We start from the raw sequence: 16554 nt of genomic DNA on the forward strand, positions 1-16554 counted from the left end.
GAAACGTTGATATATCGCTGATAATTAACGTTTTGAGAATTGTGAAGCTTTACGAGCTTTCTTAAGACCTGGTTTCTTACGCTCAACCATACGTGCGTCACGAGTCAAGAGACCTGCACGTTTCAAGCTTGGACGGAAGTCTGGGTCTACTTCAAGAAGCGCACGAGCGATACCATGACGGATAGCTCCAGCTTGTCCAGCGTAACCACCACCGTTAACGTTTACGAATACGTCATAAGAACCAGCAGTTGAAGTCACTGCAAATGGTTGGTTGATAACCAAACGAAGGTCAGCGTGTGGGATGTACTCTTCTACATCTTTTTTGTTAACTGTGATTTTACCAGTACCTGGAACCAAACGTACACGCGCTACAGCGTTTTTACGACGACCAGTACCTGCATATTGTGCTTGTGCCATAGTTTAATCTGCTCCTTTCCTTAGATAAGTCCTGAGATGTCAAGAACTTCTGGTTGTTGAGCAGCATGAGTGTGTTCGCTACCAACAAATACTTTCAATTTCATACCTTGAGCACGTCCAAGTGTGTTGTGTGGAAGCATGCCTTTAACGGATTTTTCAATCAAGCGAACAGCGTTTTTAGAACGCAACTCACCAGCAGAGATAGATTTCAATCCACCTGGGTACAATGAGTGAGTGTAGTAGATCTTGTCTGTTGCTTTTTTACCAGTCAATTTCACTTTTTCAGCGTTGATAACGATAACGAAGTCACCTGTATCTGTGTGAGGTGTGAAAGTTGGTTTGTTCTTACCACGAAGAACACTTGCAACCACTGCAGAAAGACGTCCAAGTGGGACATCAGTTGCGTCAACAACGTACCATTTGCGTTCAACTTCACCTGGCTTAGCCATGTATGTAGTTTTGTTCATGATTTCTCCTATATTCAATCTCGTTTTTGTTTACATGTGGATGTTCCGGTCCACGGGGTATTTGGAAGGTTCCGGGGCCTTTCAAATGGGGTAAACAATACCGTATTCCATACTATCAAATCTAATGAGGGTCGTCAAGATATTTTCCTTACTTTTTGAAAAATTAGAAGGACTTATCTTCTAACAGATTGGCCCATTTTAAAATAGGTGTGTCTTTTTCCCCGGACCGCTAGGGAAAGGGCCAGAATATTTTCAGGATCTGGCATGCGACCGTAGGATCCATCGCCGATATGGTGGATGTCTGCCCCGACCCGCTTGTTGCTTAGAGCCAGGTCCCGGATGGTTTGGCTATCCGCACTTTCCTGGCTGGTGCCAATGGTCGATATGACTAAAGCTCCCTGGGCCTTGATTTGGCTCACCAGGGGAGCCAGAAGCTCTTCGCGGACACCTGGGACTGTGCCGACGGCTGGAACCAGAATTCCATCTGCCCCTTGCTGGATAAACTCCAGTAGGGCTGGACCATCCACGACAGCCTCTCCTAGCCCTGCCCCGTGCATCTTACCTGCAAAGACCAGTCCTGAAAAATGCTGCTTGGCCAAAGCGATGGCTTCTGAAATAGCGGCCAGTGAGACGCCGGTTGCGGGGTTACCTGTTAGCACGATAAAGTCAACCCCCAACTTCTGAGCCTGTTCTAGGCTTTGAGGACTGACCTGCCGGCCTGATGCTAGCTCAACTCGATTTTCCAATAGCTGCTGAGAGGTGTCTACCGGTTCAAGATTGATGCCAATCGGCCGGCCTGTTAGGTATTTGAGTTCTGCGATTGGATTGGCACATTCGTAGAAACCAACAATTTCTGGGGCAAAGACATCCAGCTCGTTTAAGAGTAACAGGTCACAACTAAAGGCGGCCATCATCTCTGCATTGCTGACTCCATCAATCAAAGGTGCTGCAGTCACAACCGTTTCGCCCAGCACCGTCCGGCCTTCACTGGCCTTGATTGCTTGTTTAAACTCCGCTGGACTCATGGCTGCTAAATCACTGGCATAGGTTGATAACAAGCGTTTCATCACTAATTCTCCACTTCTCCCAAAAGCTCCTGTAAAGCCTGCATATTTTGTTCAGACCAAGGTGTTAAACGAGGTGTTTGAATATCGACCTGGTCCACAAATTTATCCAAGTCCTTCTTGACTACCGCTGTTCGTTTTTCCAACTCCCGCGCTGATACTCGCAGGGCTCCCTGAGCAAAAATCGTCCACTGCTCATTTAAGTCACTGGTTGCGACCGAGACCTGATTGCGGCCCGTATTAAGCTGGGCTGCTAGCCGTTCAATGTAGGAGTCTGCTGTCTCATCTTCCTCGGTAAAAATCACCACAACCTGAAATTCATCGTAGCGTTGGCGGATGCCAGGCACATGTTGGGCATCAAAGACACAGGTAATTTCCAGGCCTTCAAAACTTGCATAGTTACTGAGGCGGTTGAGCAAGAGATTTCGTGCAGCATCTAGCTGATTGCGTTTGAAATAGCCTTTTGTACTTTCCCAAGAAGCAATCATATTGTAGCCATCGACTAATAAAATCTGTTTTTTCATAGGCGTTTCCGGTACACTTCGTACATAAGAATCGCGGCAGCGACACTGGCATTCAGACTCTGGACATGGCCGTCCATCGGAATCGTAATCATCTCATCGACCTGCTTCTTGATATTGGGAGAAATCCCCTTGCCTTCATTACCAATAATCAAAGCCAGCTTACCAGTTGTATTCCACTGGTGCGAAGGGGTCCCATCCATGTCAGTGCCAAAAATCCAAAAACCTGCTTCTTTGAGCTTGGTCAAGGCCTGACTGAGATTGGTCACCCGCGCTACCGGTACATGCTCCAGAGCTCCGGTTGCGATTTTGGCAACAACCGGGGTGATTCCAACCGCCCGATGCTTGGGAATCACCACTCCTGCAACTCCAAGTGCATCTGCCGAACGTAGGATCGATCCCAAGTTATGGGGATCTGTCAGGCTATCCAGGATTAAGATCAAAGGATTCTCCTGACTCTCGGCCTTAGCCAACACGTCCTCTAAGGTCTGGTAGGCATAGGCAGAAACCCGTAAAACTAGCCCTTGGTGCACCCCTTTTTGGGTCATTTCATCTAGCTTTTTCTTACTAGTCCAAGAAATCGGCACCTTCTGGTCTCGGGCCACCTCTTTGATTGCATCGACCTTCTTGCCCCGCAAGTCTTCCTGAACATACAGTTTATTGCCCGTCCCCGCCTCCAAGGCCTCCATCACTGCATGGTGGCCATAAATGATGTCTGTTTGATTCATCTTCTCTTTCCTTTACAGAGTAAGGAGGGGCAAGCCCCTCCTTACTTTATTTAATCTACTTTATAATAAAATTCACGTGCAAAAGCCAGGTCACCGTTACTTTGACTAAGCCAAATGCGATCCTTAAAATGTTTGGAGCGGTCTTGTGTATCTGGGTTAGAGGCATCAATCCCACTTGGAATAAAGCGGATCAAGGCACCACCAACCAAGGCACGGATCGGCTCAAACTGGGTACTCAGAAAACCTCCTTCAACCAAAGCCGTTGTCAAGGTTACATGATAAGTCTCTGAAACCAGACCTTTGTCGTCAAAAACCAGGCGGTCTTCATAATCATTTTCCCAAGTTCCTGCGATACTTGAGAAATCGCCAGCGAGAATTTCTTCAATATTCATAGGTTTTCTCCTTTTACGGATTTGCTTCAACGGTTTGAATACACCACTGGATCAGCTCTTCCAGGCGGTCGATCTGACCGGTTAGGTGCAGGTAACCCAGTAGGGCTTCAAAACCCGTCGACATGCGATAAGAGACCACATCTGTATTTTTAGCTTTGGTATGACTGTTGGCATTCCGGCCTCGTTTGTAGATGCCTACCTCTTCTTCGGTCAGTAAGTTCTGATCTAACAGCGCTTGGACCAGTTGCGCCTGTGCCTTGGCTGACACATAGTGGGTCGCCACATGATGCAAGCGGTTGGGCTTGGTCATGCCTTGAAGAATCAAGTGTTGGCGTACATAGACCGAATAGATGGCATCGCCATCAAAAGCTAGGGCAATCCCATTAATCAGACGCACATCAGTCACGTTGCCACCTCACTCCCTCCTTGGTATCCAGAAGGCGAATGCCTTGCTGGGCAAGAATATCCCGAATCCGATCGGCTTCTTGGAAATTTTTGGCTGCACGCGCCTCTTGGCGTTGAGCAATCAGATTTTCAATTTCCTCATCCAAAATCTCTTCTTGGAAAACCAAACCAAAAATCTCTAGGAATTGACCAAAGGTCTCTTTGACAGCCTGGGTATAGTGGCCAGAGTTGATCCACTTGGCCAAGTCAAAGAGCACAGTCAGGGCATTGGCTGTATTAAAGTCGTCATCCATGGCTGTCTCAAAGGCTTGAACAAAGTCCTGCAGGCGGCTCGTGTCCACATCTTCCTGCAGCGGAGCCAGGTAGGTGTTTTTCAGGTACTTGATATTGACCTCGGCATCATACAATGCCTTGTCACTAAAGTTAATCGGGCGCCGGTAGTGCTGGCTATTGAGGAAGAGCCGCAGAACGGAACCATCAATGGTCTGCAAGAGGTCATGTACCGTCCGGAAATTGCCTAGTGACTTGGACATCTTCTCATCGTCAATGGTGATAAAGGCATTGTGCATCCAGTAGTTGACAAAAGTCTGGCCTGTCTTAGCCTCAGATTGGGCAATCTCGTTGGTATGGTGGGGGAACTCGAGGTCACTACCACCTCCGTGGATATCCAAGGTCGCTCCCAACAATTCCGTTGACATGACTGAACACTCAATATGCCAACCTGGACGGCCTGCCCCCCAAGGGCTCTCCCAAGAAATCTCGCCATCCTTGGCAGCCTTCCACAAGGCAAAATCCAACGGATCTTCCTTACGTTCGGCTTCTGAGCCAATCCGACCACTAGCTCCCTGGGCTAAATCCTCCAAGGACTTATTGGCCAAACGCCCATAACCAGCCGACTTGCGAACGCGGAAATAGACATCCCCTTGGCTTTCATAGGCCATGTCCTTGGCAATCAGGTCCTCGATAAAGGCAATAATTTCCGGGATGTAATCCATAACCCGCGGATTTTTAGTTGCCGGCAGGATCCCCAAGGCTTGGGTATCCTCCAGATAAGCCGCAATGTACTTGTCCGCAACTTCTTCGGGGCTAATGCCCTCCTCAAGCGCCCGCTTGATAATTTTGTCATCAACGTCCGTGAAATTGGAGATGTAGGTTACCTCATACCCACGATAGGTTAGGTAGCGACGAATGGTGTCAAAAGCTACGACTGGACGCGCATTTCCGATATGAATGTAGTTATAAACCGTTGGACCACAGACATACATGGACACCTGTCCCTCAACCTGGGGCCGAAACTCTTCCAATTTCCGACTAAGGGTGTTATAGATTTTGATCATAGCGATTCTTCCTATTCAACTCCTTGGGGTTTCGGGAACAAAACCTTCATCGAGGCATTGACCCGACCCTTCTCATCAATCTTGATGACCTTAACATCCACTTCATCGCCCACTTCGAGAATATCTTCGACGCGATTGACACGGCTCCATGCCATTTCGGAAATATGAACAAGGGCGTCCGTCTTATCAAAGAGGTTGACAAAAGCTCCAAATTTCTCAATGCGGGTAACCTTAACGCCAGTAAAGACCTCATCCACCTTGGCTTCACGCACCAAACCAGCGATAATCTCCTTGGTCCGGTTGATAGCCGCTTGGTCTGGAGAGAAAATCGACACCAAACCATCTTCGTCAATATCAATCTTGACACCGGTTTCTGCAATAATCTTGTCGATGGTTTCCCCACCCTTACCAATCACAACCTTGATCTTATCAACATCGATTTGAATGGTATCAATCTTAGGTGCAGTCGGCGCCAACTCTGGACGAACCTCAGGAATCGCTGCCTGGATCACATCCAAAATTTCAAAACGGGCCTTCTTGGCTTGCGCCAAGGCCTCCTCCAAAATCTCAGGAGTAATTCCGGAAATCTTGATATCCATTTGCAGAGCCGTGATTCCCTCACGTGTTCCCGCCACCTTAAAGTCCATGTCGCCAAAGTGGTCTTCCAAGCCTTGAATATCCGTCAAGACCGTGTAGTTGGTTCCATCGGAAATCAAGCCCATAGCAATTCCCGCAACTGGAGCCTTAATCGGTACCCCACCTGCCATCAAGGCCAAGGTGCCAGCAGTAATGGAAGCTTGGGAACTGGAACCATTAGATTCCAAGACTTCTGCCACCAAACGAATGGCATAAGGGAATTCTTCCACACTTGGTAAGACCTGCTCCAAGGCCCGCTCCCCCAAGGCCCCGTGTCCGATTTCACGCCGTCCTGGCGCTCCGTAACGACCTGTTTCTCCTACAGAGTATTGTGGGAAATTGTAATGGTGCAGGAAGCGTTTCTTGTATTCCGGATCTAGGCCATCAACAATCTGAGTCTCCCCCATTGGCGCCAAGGTCAACACAGACAAGGCCTGGGTTTGCCCCCGTGTAAAGAGACCAGATCCATGAACCCGTGGCAGATAGTCCACTTCCGCAGCCAATAGGCGAATTTCGTCAACTTTCCGACCATCTGGACGAACCTTGTCTTCCGTAATCAAACGACGAACTTCAGCATGCTCCATCAATTCCAAAATTTCTGCCACATCCCGCATGATTCGGTCAAACTCCTCATGATCGGCGTAACGCTCCTCATAAACAGCCTTGACTTCTTCCCGCACAGCAGTGGTCGCCGCCTCCCGTGCCAATTTTTCCTCGACCTGAACAGCCGCTTGCAAGGGCTTGGTGTAGGCTGCTTCAATCTCTGCCTGCAAGGCTGGATCCACTTGCAACAACTCCACTTGCGCCTTGTCCTTACCAATCGCCGCAATAATTTCCTCTTGGAAAGCAATCAACTCTTGAATCGCCGCATGCCCCTTGAGTAGGGCCTCCAACATAATCTCCTCAGATAGCTCTTTGGCCCCTGATTCCACCATGTTGATGGCTTCTTTGGTTCCTGCTACGGTTAAATCCAAAGTGGATGCTTCCAACTCCTCCTGGCTAGGATTGATGACAAAAGCGCCATTCACATAACCCACCTGAACACCGGCAATCGGCCCATCAAAAGGAATATCTGAAATCCCCAAGGCAAGCGAAGAACCAAACATGGCAGCCATTGGAGCAGAAGCATTCTCATCATAGGAGAGAACCGTGTTAATCACCTGCACCTCATTGCGGAAACCCTCCGCAAACATCGGCCGAATCGGACGGTCAATCAAACGAGCCGTCAAGGTTGCATCAGTCGATGGACGACCTTCCCGCTTGTTAAAGCCTCCTGGGAATTTCCCAGCAGCATACATTTTTTCTTCATAATTCACTTGCAGTGGGAAAAAATCCCCTGTCGCCATCTTTTTAGACATCACGGCTGCTGTCAAGACGGTGCTTTCCCCATAACGAACCACAACAGAACCATTAGCTTGACGCGCCACCTGGCCTGCTTCCACAATCAATTCGCGACCCGCAAAGGTCGTCTTAAATACCTGTTTGGTCATCTACAACTCCTAAATTTTAATTGGGGATTTTCTACAAAAATCAATCTAGCAAGACCTGCTCGATTCATCTTTGCACAAAAGTCCCCGACCCCTTTATTTTACCACAATCACGGGAAAAATTGCTATACTAAGGGAAAGACGAAAGGAGACATTTATGGAACAAAAACACCGCTCAGAATTCCCGGAATACCAACTCTGGGACTTAAGCGCCCTCTACCAAGATCGGGAGGATTTCTTACGGGCTATCGAAAAAGCCAGTCAGGACATCGACGAATTCCAACGCAACTATCAAGACAAGCTAAAAACCTTTGAAGACTTCCAAGAAGTCTTCCAGGTCCTGGAACAGATTCAAATCCAGATCAGCCACATTCTCACCTATTCCTTTATGCCCCAAACCACCGATTTTGGCAATGACGACTTCGCCCAAATCGCCCAAGCTGGGACAGACTTTGGGACCCAAGCCCAAGTCGGTTTGGCCTTCTTTGACGCGGCCCTCCTCGAAGCCGATCCAGCCATTTTGGATCAGCTGGAAGCCCTCCCTGGACTGAGCCAGCCCCTTCGCTTGGCCAAAATTAAAAAAGCCCACTATCTAGGCAAAGAGGCGGAAAAAACGCTGGCCAACCTCAGCGAAATGTTCCAGGCCCCCCATGACATCTACAGCAAAATGCGGGCTGGGGATTACGCCATGGAAGATTTTGTTGTTGCTGGCAAAACCTATAAAAACTCCTTCATCAGCTACGAAAACTACTACCAAAACCACGAAGATGCGGCTGTCCGCGAAGCCTCCTTCCGCTCCTTCTCCAAGGGACTTCGCCAGCACCAAGAAACGGCTGCAGCCGCTTACTTGGCGCAAGTTCGCTCCGAAAAAATTATGGCCGATATGAAGGGCTACGACTCCGTCTTTGACTACCTCCTAGCCGAACAGGAAGTAGACCGCAGCCTCTTCGACCGGCAAATTGATCTGATCATGAACGAATTTGCCCCTATCGCTCGAACCTTTGTCAAACACGTGGCCAAGATCAACGGTCTAGAAAAAATGACCTTCGCCGACTGGAAACTCGACTTGGATCCACAACTCAACCCAGAAGTCTCAATCGAAGAAGCCTATGACCTCGTCATGCGCTCCGTTGACGCCTTGGGGCCAGAATATGTCGATCAAGTCAAACGCTACCAAGAAGAACGCTGGGTCGACTTCGCAGCCAACACCGGCAAAGACTCCGGTGGCTATGCCGCAGACCCCTACAAAGTTCACCCTTATGTCCTTATGAGCTGGACTGGACGTATGAGCGATGTCTACACCCTGATCCACGAAATCGGACACTCTGGTCAATTTATCTTCTCTGACAACCACCAAAGCATCTTCAACACCAGCATGTCTACCTACTCCGTTGAAGCACCTTCTACTTTTAATGAATTGTTGTTGAGTGACCTACTCGAGCAAGAGCTAGAAGACCCACGTCAAAAACGGTTTGCCTTAGCCCACCGCCTCACAGACACCTATTTCCACAACTTTATCACCCACCTCTTGGAAGCTGCCTTCCAACGCCAAGTCTATACCTTGATCGAACAAGGCCAGGTCTTTGGAGCTGAAAAACTCAATGCCATCATGAAGGACGTCCTCACCCAATTTTGGGGTGACGCCATCGAAATCGATGACGATGCCGCCCTTACCTGGATGCGCCAAAGCCACTATTACATGGGCCTCTATAGCTATACCTACTCCGCTGGTCTGGTCCTCTCCACCGTCGGCTTCCTCCGCCTCAAAGAAAGCCAAGATCCCGAATTTTGGTTAGACTTCCTCAAACTGGGCGGAAGCCTGCCACCTTTGGAAGCCGCTAAAGTCCTCGGAGCAGACCTCAGCACTGAAAAACCCCTCCGTGACACCATCCAATTCCTGGATGACACCGTCCAACAAATCATCCACTACAGCCAAGAACTTGGCCAAGCCTAAGACCCAACACCTGGATTCATATCCAGGTGTTTTTAGCATCAAAAAAAACCGCCCGCAGGCAGTTTTTTTGATTAACGACGTAGTCCCAATGAATGAATCAATTCACGGTAACGGTTAACATCTGTACGGCGAAGGTAAGCCAAAAGGTTACGACGACGTCCGATTTTTTTCATCAAACCACGGTAAGTAGCATGGTCTTTTTTGTGCACTTTGATGTGCTCATTCAAGTGGTTGATTTCCCAAGTCAAAACTGCAACTTGAACTTCAACAGAACCTGTGTCACCTTCATGACGCGCATATTGTGCAATGATTTCATTTTTTTTCTCTTTTGAGATTGCCATTTTTCTCTCCTTTTTTCTTCCCCATCTGAGTGCGAGGGACTGGCAAGCCCACCACCAAGAAGGGGTCTCTATCCTTACGGACATTCCCATTCTATCAAGGTCCTTTTTGTTTGTCAACTAAAATCATTTAGCCTACGAAGGTAAACCTAGATCTGCAAAAAGGGCCAACTCCGCTGCTGTCAGGGGCCGGTAAGTTCCTCTTGCCAAATCTGGATCCAATTGCAAGGGTCCCATGGACAATCGCTCCAAATAGGTAACCTCCTTGCCACAGGCTGCTACCATCCGCTTAACCTGATGGAATTTCCCCTCCTGAATCCGAATCAGAACTTCCGACCGTCCCTCACCAACCTCGAGAATTTCCAACTCAGCAGGTTGACTGGTGAAATCCTTGAAGGCGATTCCCTCTGCAAAACGCTGCTGGTCCTCGACCGTCATTTCCCCGGCTACTAAAGCCCGATACAATTTGCTTACATGCCGTTTGGGAGATAAGAGAGCATGAGCCAAGGGACCATTATTGGTTAAAAGCAAGAGTCCTTCTGTATCCTTGTCCAGACGTCCCACTGGAAATAAATCCTTACGCCAATCTTCTGGAGCCAATAAATCTAGCACAGTCTTGCCAGAATTATCTTGTGTAGCTGAAAGAACTCCGGCAGGCTTGTTGAGCATCCAGTAATAAAAGGCTTGGTAAGTCAACTCCTGATCCTGATAGTGAACCTGGTCTTCCCCTTCCCGGATCTGCGCCTTGGCACTTTTTTCAACCTGACCATTGACCTTGATCAGCCCTTTTTTAACCACTTGTTTAACCTCTGAACGAGAACCGAGGCCAACTTCTACTAAATAACGATCCAAGCGCATAATGTCCCTCCTTCTCAAATTATATCACGCCTCCTCATAATAGGAAACAATAGCGTAGAGCCACTGACCTCTGAGCCCCTCATACTGACGATAAGCCAAAGCTATTGCCAGCGCTGCCCCCAGCAAAAAACCAAGGCCAAAATAGAAAATCCCTAGCCAAATGGACAAGCCCGCAAAAAGTCCGTTAATCCCACAAAAACAGGCTACCAGCCGCCAAACCAAGGAAAATTGAAGGAGATCCTGAAAAAGGGACTGGAAAGCTTGCAACAACTGCAGCAGGCTGTAGGCCGGTACCAATAAAGCTAGATAATAGCTAACCCAATTTAAGGGCTGGGATGTCATATACAGAAAGACCCCTACCAGCACTAGGAAAAACTCTCCCACCCACAAGCAAAGATAACCATCCATCCATCTCTGACACAAACGTTCAGAAGCTTCCAAAGACTGAGCCGAGGCGCTGCCATTCAAGCCCCCAACAAGGTCCTGCCAAGTTGGAGACAGATAAACCTCCTTAAAACCTAACCACTGGGCACTAAAAAAGAGATAAAACAACAAGGCAACCAATACAGCCTGATCATAAGCCGGGGCTAGACGCAAGCCAGGAGCAAATTCCTGCCCCAGCGGTGACCAATAAATCACAACCAAGGGCAACAAAATCGCCCCAAAGAAACAAAGTCCCAGCCAAGTCTGTCTAGCCGGCACCGCTACCAGAGCAGAAGACTTCTCCAATTGTCCCCATAGCAATAGGGAATCTAACAGGAACAGGAGGACCAAGCCCAGGGGCAAAGAAGAAACAAACCCCAAGAGGCTCATCAGAAGTGAAAACAGCAAAAGCAAGCCGAAAATCCCCAAGAGCTGACGACTATACCGTTCTCCATCCAGCCTCGTCCCCAGCCGTTCACGTAAAAGTTGAGAGGATAGGGCTGCTGCCAGAAGCAATAGGGCAAGAGTAGTCCCAAGATTCAACCGATCATAATAGAACAGATAGACCCCTAAAACAACCGACTGAAGGCCAACCAGGCCCAGCAAACTCCCCCAAAACCAAGCCAAGCGCACACGCCTAATCCAAGGTCGCATTAGGCTCTGCCCCAGAAAGACACCCAGAAAACCATAACTCAAAAGGGGTAAGAACAAAGGAAAGGTTCCTCCTTGTCCGAGACCTAACCAAGTCCGTAACTGATTGAAGGAGACCAAAAACACAGGAAACAGGAGAAAACTCCCATAAAGAGCCAGCAGAAGCTGCACAGAACGCAGTCCCTGACTACAAATCTTCCACATACTTATTCCACCTCATAGATGTTTTGATAGGCCGCTAAAACCTGCTCCTGTTGGTAGCAGGCTTGCACCCGACGTCGACCTGCCTGCCCCATCTGGATTCCCAATTCAGGATTATCCAAAATCTGCCTCAAGGCTGCAATAAAACCAGCCCGATCCCCTGGTCGGATGCAAAATCCTGCAGCTTCCGCCCCCTCCAACTCTTGGCCAAGCAACTGGCGACAGGAACCAACATCACTGACCACACAAGGAAGGCCGGCAGCCATTGCTTCAAGGACTGCCAAGGGTTGTCCCTCTGACAATGATGGCAGAACCAGACAGGTCCAATCTGGCAGATGCTCCTGGACGGAACAATGACCTAGAATTTCGACATTTGGAATTTTCCAGCGCTGAATCGCTCTCTGGCAAACTTCCCAGTAAGTCGCATCTTCAACCGCCCCTAAAACGACCAAAGTTACTGGATAGCCCTGTCGACACAAGGCAGCATGGATAAACAGTAACTCCAAAACATTTTTTAGGGGTGTCCAGCGAAGAATCGCCCCTATTCGTGGGTTCTGACTAGTCCCTCTTATCTGGAACTGCCGCCAGTCCTCCCAGTTTAAGCCATTAGGAATCACCTGACACTTATGAGCAGCGCAGCCCAATTGGACTTGGTGCTTTTGCACCCCCTTAAACAGACTGGTCACGGTTCTAGCTTGACTATAGCTGATTCTAGTCATTTCCCCAAAGAACCAACGAATGCAGTCCTTTTGGGCTGTTACTAGTTGAGGAGAACGACTCAGCACCTCTTCTTTTTCCAAAAGATAAAGGCCATGCTCAGACAGGACTAAAGGACAGGCCAGCCTCCTGGACAAGTAAGCAGCCACATAACCCGCATAACCTGTCGATAAGGCGTGAATGCAACAGGCTTCTGCTGGTAGCTTCACTTGTGCCAACAAGCCCAGCAGATTGCCAAAAAGGGACCGAATTTGACGGTAAAGAGGTAAAAAGGGAGCCTGGGGATAATTGTATTTAATCCACTGAAAGAGCTGGCTAAAAAGCTGCGGTGTTTGCAGAGCCCAACGGCTACTAGCCACATCCCAAACATCAGCATCCAGGATTTCCGTCAGCCACTGACTGGGATCAGATCCCAGTGCCCATTGTGGTGAAAGCTCCTCTAGATTTTCTCCCTCCAAAATCAGCTCCTGCAAACCGACAACATTTGAAGGTAGATCATAGACAAAAGTCCCGCAAGTTTCCCGTCTATCCACAATCGTGACCAAGTAAAATTGATAGGTCTCCATCCCCCTCATAAAATCCTGAATCCAATTCGACAACCCACCCTTCCGATAGGGATAGGCCCCCTCCACCACTAAAACAATCACTGAATTTGCCTGCTTCTCTAAGAATCCCATTCAACCCTCACCTTCTCTGCATCTGTTTCCAACAAATAAAGCTGCTTGGCTACTTGTTTAATTCGGCCACCCGTCACGCGCAGATTTCGCCCCTTATTTTGACGCAAAAGAAAGGAGCGAGTCCCTTCTACATGACCTAAGGTCACATCCAAAAAATCTCTTCCCTCATCCACCTGTAAGGTCAAGGATAAGAATCCCCCAACCTTGTTCGCAAACCGACTAGCTTCCACAAAATCGAGATCTGGCACAGCTTGCTGCAAGGCTTGCATCGAGCTACGGTAAGCTCCCAAAAGCTCATCCCAGTTCTTACCGTGACTACGGGTCTGATCCAAAATATCATCGGGATGGATAAACTGGCTGTGGACAAAATGGGTATTTAACTCCGAAAAAACCGCCAATCTGTCAAAGTCATCCCAGTCCATCCCCGAAACTAGGCGTGGTAGGTTCAATAAACCGTCTGACCCCAGATCAAATTCCTGGGCATAGGCCCCCTCCCCCGGAAAATAGGTCGAAGCAATCCCCCTTAAATCCGGTAAAGTCGAGGCTAAAACGCTACGCCCCTCTGGACTCAAAATGTTCGATGGCGGAACATAGACACTTGGCTTCTGCCCACCATAATAAGTTGTAACCAACTGCTCCAAACTACGTAAGGAATCTCGGATGGCTCGTTCCTGGGGCCAGGAAACATAAGCCTCTGGCATCACTTGCTCCCAAGCCTGCACTTGTAAAGGTTGATGGTTATAACCATGGTAGGCCAACTCTCCACCCTGTTCTACAAGCATTTGCCCCAACTCCAAAGTCTCCAAATCAGGCAAAATGAGGGAAAAAGGGGGATGAACCTGCTTGTTATAACTAGCCACCAAAGCACCCGTATAAACAAGCTGCAACTCCTTTCCGAGAGCCTGCATGGCGGGCCACCAGGTCCTGGACACAAACTGATCAAAGGGTTCTTGGCGCTGCTTTGAAATCCGAATCTTTTCAGATTCACTAATGGGAGCTGGAAAATCATCCAAATAAACCACCCCAGCATCAATAACTGGATAAAGATAAACCGAATCCATCAAAGATAAGCCCAGACTGTAAATCCCTCGGTAAACCTTGTCGTAGATTCCCAGATTCATCACCACCAGTTGGCCCTCCCCTGCCTCCTTCTGCCACAGCAAGGGAAGCTCTGTCTCCGTATCCCAAGCAGGAACCCGGCAACTGGCATCCAGCTGTACTCCCCAAGCTGAATCAAAGGGATGGGCAATCGCAAAGGGACCAGCACCCCCAAGCATCAGATCCTTCTCCAAACTAATTGAAGAAACTACCTGATTCTCTTTCATTCCAGACTCAACCCCCAACCAGTTTTGAAAGCTGGATGCCTCTTCACTGGCCTGGGGCATACCAATATACAGATGACCACCAGCCTCAACCCAGCTCTTCAAAGACGCTTGCAAGCCCTCCTGTTGCAGTAAGTCCTCTCCCAAATAATAGATGGTTCGGTAGCCCTGTAAGTCGTCTGGCAAAAATTCATGGGACAAATCGACTGTCCGATTGGACTTGCGAAAATCCTTGAGCAGTTGCTCCAGTTCCAGCTGGGCTTCCACACTACTAGGACGTTTGGAGTAGTACAAGACCAAACCTTCAACTGCTCCCTGTTGCAGACTTCGCCTATCCTTAAGCAGTTCTGAATCAACCAAATGTTTCACAGGACTGGGCGGGGGCTGATAGGACTGGGCACGGCCAATAAAAAAGAGACCCATGCTAGCTAGAACTAGAAAGAGCAGTTGCATGGCCCATCGCAGTTTCTTCATCCGGCTCCTCCATTCCTGTCAAAAATCCTGATAATCTATAAAAATCCATCAATTCTTGGTAGGCCGAGCTGTCTCTTTTACCCGCTTCTTCCAAGTGCAGCAACTCCAACTCCAGTTGGTAATGCATACTGGCTAGAAAAATGGCCAACTCTTGGCCCAAATCAGCCGGTAATTCATCCCATTGCTCGCGTAGATAGCTGACATAAACTCTTGCCTCCTGCGTGGACGTCTGCTTCAGAAGGAGACTCCGCTCCTTCCCTGTCGCCTGCTCCCAAGCAAGCCAGTCTTTCTGCTCCATCTGCACCTCCTTCTACTTATCCATTCGATTTTTATTTTAAAATGAAACAAGTTTTTATTAGCTTTTTAAAAGCAAAAAAGATAGACTAGGAACAAGGAGGAAATATGATGAAAAAAATCGGACCAGTCTATTTTATGCTTATACGAATGCTGATTTACAGCACTCTTTTCCTGAGTCATTGGGGGCTGATTCCAGATTTTCAAGCGATTCTCTACCTGCTAGCTAGCCTCTGCCTGCTCTTCGATATCTGGGAAAGTTATCAAGCCTGGCGGAACCGGGGCAAACACAGCACCAAAAAAGCTAGTTGATTTTTTCAAAAAAGCAGGCCAATTATGATATAGTAGAACGTAAAGAAAAGGAGAAACGCATGTCTGTAATAAAACGATTAACACGGTCATCACACCTGATTGATATGGATGATATTATCCGTGACGGCCATCCCACCCTCCGTCTGAAAGCGGAAGAAGTAACCTTCCCTCTCAGTGATGAAGAAATCATTCTGGGTGAAAAAATGCTCGGATTTCTAAGAAATTCCCAGGACCCAGTTATGGCTGAAAAAATGGGATTGCGAGGGGGCGTTGGTCTAGCTGCTCCTCAAGTAAACGTCAGCAAACGTATCATTGCTGTTCTCGTCCCTAATCCAGAAAGCCCAGACGGAGAGCCTCCTAAGGAAGCCTACAGCTTGCAAGAAGTTCTCTACAACCCTAAAATTGTCTCTCACTCCGTCCAACGAGCAGCCCTCAAAGATGGGGAAGGCTGCCTATCTGTGGATGAAGACAAACCGGGCTACGTTCTTCGCAACTCGCGGATTACGGTAGAATACTTCGATAAACACGGGGAAAAACACCGGATTAAACTGAAAGGTTACAACTCAATTGTCGTCCAACATGAAATCGACCATATTAACGGTGTCATGTTCTATGATCGCATCAACATCCAAGAACCCTTTAAGGTGGAAGACGGACTTATCCTTTTGGACTAATCAATCTCTTCCTCCATTAAGGCCCAAAATAATAGAGCCAAACAAAAAACGGAATTTCTTTCAGATTTTTGAAAGGAATGTAAGCGCGCTATAACCAAGTATAATCGAGTAGAGGCTAATTTCTAGTCCCTCTCACACCACCGTGCGTGCCGTTCGGCACACGGCGGTTCAACTAACTTTTAACGCATGTCGTTTAAGATAGAAA

Annotated in this window: 17 protein-coding genes and 1 pseudogene; 3 read left to right on the plus strand and 15 right to left on the minus strand. The window is 48.3% G+C overall.

The window, feature by feature from the left end:
- Positions 1–24: 24 nt before the first annotated feature.
- The 9 genes and pseudogenes from rpsI to pnp all read right to left on the minus strand — a co-directional run.
- The gene (rpsI, locus tag HZY94_RS08690; protein ID WP_179923724.1) at positions 25–417 is read right to left on the minus strand and encodes a 30S ribosomal protein S9; all 393 of its coding nucleotides are present in this window, start codon (positions 415–417) and stop codon (positions 25–27) included.
- A 20-nt stretch (positions 418–437) separates the two neighbouring features.
- Positions 438–884 carry a 50S ribosomal protein L13 gene (gene rplM / locus HZY94_RS08695; RefSeq protein ID WP_135038122.1) on the minus strand — a complete coding sequence of 149 codons (447 nt, stop codon included), beginning with the start codon at positions 882–884 and terminating at the stop codon, positions 438–440.
- Between the two features lie 173 nt (positions 885–1057).
- Positions 1058–1951 (minus strand): DUF7916 family protein, encoded by an 894-nt coding sequence (locus tag HZY94_RS08700; RefSeq protein ID WP_179925825.1) that lies wholly within the window; start codon positions 1949–1951, stop codon positions 1058–1060.
- A gap of 2 nt (positions 1952–1953) precedes the next feature.
- On the minus strand, positions 1954–2472 hold the full coding sequence (locus HZY94_RS08705) for an NYN domain-containing protein (protein WP_179925826.1): 519 nt from the start codon (positions 2470–2472) through the stop codon (positions 1954–1956).
- Complete coding sequence (gene rlmB / locus HZY94_RS08710; RefSeq protein ID WP_179925827.1) at positions 2469–3197, minus strand: 23S rRNA (guanosine(2251)-2'-O)-methyltransferase RlmB; 729 nt, start codon at positions 3195–3197, stop codon at positions 2469–2471. Before rlmB ends, HZY94_RS08705 begins: the two co-directional genes overlap by 4 nt.
- A 50-nt stretch (positions 3198–3247) precedes the next feature.
- Complete coding sequence (locus tag HZY94_RS08715; protein ID WP_179925828.1) at positions 3248–3589, minus strand: DUF6287 domain-containing protein; 342 nt, start codon at positions 3587–3589, stop codon at positions 3248–3250.
- A 13-nt stretch (positions 3590–3602) separates the two neighbouring features.
- Positions 3603–3995, minus strand: a complete 393-nt coding sequence (locus tag HZY94_RS08720; protein WP_179925829.1) for a Mini-ribonuclease 3 — start codon at positions 3993–3995, stop codon at positions 3603–3605.
- Positions 3988–5331 carry a cysteine--tRNA ligase gene (gene cysS / locus HZY94_RS08725; RefSeq protein WP_179925830.1) on the minus strand — a complete coding sequence of 448 codons (1344 nt, stop codon included), beginning with the start codon at positions 5329–5331 and terminating at the stop codon, positions 3988–3990. The genes HZY94_RS08720 and cysS overlap by 8 nt, the downstream gene beginning before the upstream one ends.
- Positions 5332–5357: 26 nt before the next feature.
- Positions 5358–7457, minus strand: a pseudogene (gene pnp / locus HZY94_RS08730) (polyribonucleotide nucleotidyltransferase); the annotation flags it as partial.
- 154 nt (positions 7458–7611) lie between these two features.
- Between pnp and pepF the strand changes: the two are divergent.
- A complete protein-coding gene (gene pepF / locus HZY94_RS08735) occupies positions 7612–9408 on the plus strand; it encodes an oligoendopeptidase F (RefSeq protein WP_179925832.1) in 1797 nt (598 codons plus the stop codon).
- Between the two features lie 71 nt (positions 9409–9479).
- Here the strand turns inward: pepF and rpsO are convergent, their stop codons facing one another.
- From rpsO to HZY94_RS08765, 6 genes are all read right to left on the minus strand, one after another.
- Positions 9480–9749 (minus strand): 30S ribosomal protein S15, encoded by a 270-nt coding sequence (gene rpsO / locus HZY94_RS08740; protein WP_135038137.1) that lies wholly within the window; start codon positions 9747–9749, stop codon positions 9480–9482.
- Between the two features lie 132 nt (positions 9750–9881).
- Entirely contained in the window at positions 9882–10604 is a 723-nt protein-coding gene (locus HZY94_RS08745; RefSeq protein WP_179925833.1) for a pseudouridine synthase, read from the minus strand.
- 24 nt (positions 10605–10628) lie between these two features.
- On the minus strand, positions 10629–11882 hold the full coding sequence (locus HZY94_RS08750; RefSeq protein ID WP_179925834.1) for a hypothetical protein: 1254 nt from the start codon (positions 11880–11882) through the stop codon (positions 10629–10631).
- A 2-nt stretch (positions 11883–11884) separates the two neighbouring features.
- Positions 11885–13273, minus strand: coding sequence for a GT4 family glycosyltransferase PelF (gene pelF / locus HZY94_RS08755; RefSeq protein ID WP_179925835.1), 1389 nt, complete (start codon positions 13271–13273; stop codon positions 11885–11887).
- Positions 13261–15069 (minus strand): DUF2194 domain-containing protein, encoded by a 1809-nt coding sequence (locus HZY94_RS08760; RefSeq protein ID WP_179925836.1) that lies wholly within the window; start codon positions 15067–15069, stop codon positions 13261–13263. Before HZY94_RS08760 ends, pelF begins: the two co-directional genes overlap by 13 nt.
- Entirely contained in the window at positions 15020–15367 is a 348-nt protein-coding gene (locus HZY94_RS08765; RefSeq protein WP_179925837.1) for a hypothetical protein, read from the minus strand. The genes HZY94_RS08760 and HZY94_RS08765 overlap by 50 nt, the downstream gene beginning before the upstream one ends.
- Before the next feature lie 104 nt (positions 15368–15471).
- On the opposite strand from HZY94_RS08765, the gene HZY94_RS08770 reads away from it, so the two are divergent.
- Positions 15472–15675, plus strand: coding sequence for a hypothetical protein (locus HZY94_RS08770; protein ID WP_179925838.1), 204 nt, complete (start codon positions 15472–15474; stop codon positions 15673–15675).
- A 59-nt stretch (positions 15676–15734) separates the two neighbouring features.
- A complete protein-coding gene (def, locus tag HZY94_RS08775) occupies positions 15735–16349 on the plus strand; it encodes a peptide deformylase (RefSeq protein ID WP_179925839.1) in 615 nt (204 codons plus the stop codon).
- The last annotated feature ends 205 nt before the right edge of the window (positions 16350–16554 follow it).

It is taken from the genome of Streptococcus danieliae (genome assembly GCF_013415245.1).
Classification (GTDB): domain Bacteria; phylum Bacillota; class Bacilli; order Lactobacillales; family Streptococcaceae; genus Streptococcus; species Streptococcus danieliae_A.

Excerpts from the sequence above, each read along its gene's own strand:
- rpsO (WP_135038137.1), bottom strand. The coding sequence starts at position 9,749 with ATGGCAATCTCAAAAGAGAAAAAAAATGAAATCATTGCACAATATGCG.
- pelF (WP_179925835.1), bottom strand. The coding sequence starts at position 13,273 with ATGGGATTCTTAGAGAAGCAGGCAAATTCAGTGATTGTTTTAGTGGTG.
- pepF (WP_179925832.1), top strand. The coding sequence starts at position 7,612 with ATGGAACAAAAACACCGCTCAGAATTCCCGGAATACCAACTCTGGGAC.
- cysS (WP_179925830.1), bottom strand. The coding sequence starts at position 5,331 with ATGATCAAAATCTATAACACCCTTAGTCGGAAATTGGAAGAGTTTCGG.
- HZY94_RS08760 (WP_179925836.1), bottom strand. The coding sequence starts at position 15,069 with ATGAAGAAACTGCGATGGGCCATGCAACTGCTCTTTCTAGTTCTAGCT.
- HZY94_RS08750 (WP_179925834.1), bottom strand. The coding sequence starts at position 11,882 with ATGTGGAAGATTTGTAGTCAGGGACTGCGTTCTGTGCAGCTTCTGCTG.
- HZY94_RS08770 (WP_179925838.1), top strand. The coding sequence starts at position 15,472 with ATGATGAAAAAAATCGGACCAGTCTATTTTATGCTTATACGAATGCTG.
- HZY94_RS08700 (WP_179925825.1), bottom strand. The coding sequence starts at position 1,951 with ATGAAACGCTTGTTATCAACCTATGCCAGTGATTTAGCAGCCATGAGT.
- rpsI (WP_179923724.1), bottom strand. The coding sequence starts at position 417 with ATGGCACAAGCACAATATGCAGGTACTGGTCGTCGTAAAAACGCTGTA.
- HZY94_RS08745 (WP_179925833.1), bottom strand. The coding sequence starts at position 10,604 with ATGCGCTTGGATCGTTATTTAGTAGAAGTTGGCCTCGGTTCTCGTTCA.
- HZY94_RS08765 (WP_179925837.1), bottom strand. The coding sequence starts at position 15,367 with ATGGAGCAGAAAGACTGGCTTGCTTGGGAGCAGGCGACAGGGAAGGAG.
- HZY94_RS08715 (WP_179925828.1), bottom strand. The coding sequence starts at position 3,589 with ATGAATATTGAAGAAATTCTCGCTGGCGATTTCTCAAGTATCGCAGGA.
- rplM (WP_135038122.1), bottom strand. The coding sequence starts at position 884 with ATGAACAAAACTACATACATGGCTAAGCCAGGTGAAGTTGAACGCAAA.
- def (WP_179925839.1), top strand. The coding sequence starts at position 15,735 with ATGTCTGTAATAAAACGATTAACACGGTCATCACACCTGATTGATATG.
- HZY94_RS08705 (WP_179925826.1), bottom strand. The coding sequence starts at position 2,472 with ATGAAAAAACAGATTTTATTAGTCGATGGCTACAATATGATTGCTTCT.
- rlmB (WP_179925827.1), bottom strand. The coding sequence starts at position 3,197 with ATGAATCAAACAGACATCATTTATGGCCACCATGCAGTGATGGAGGCC.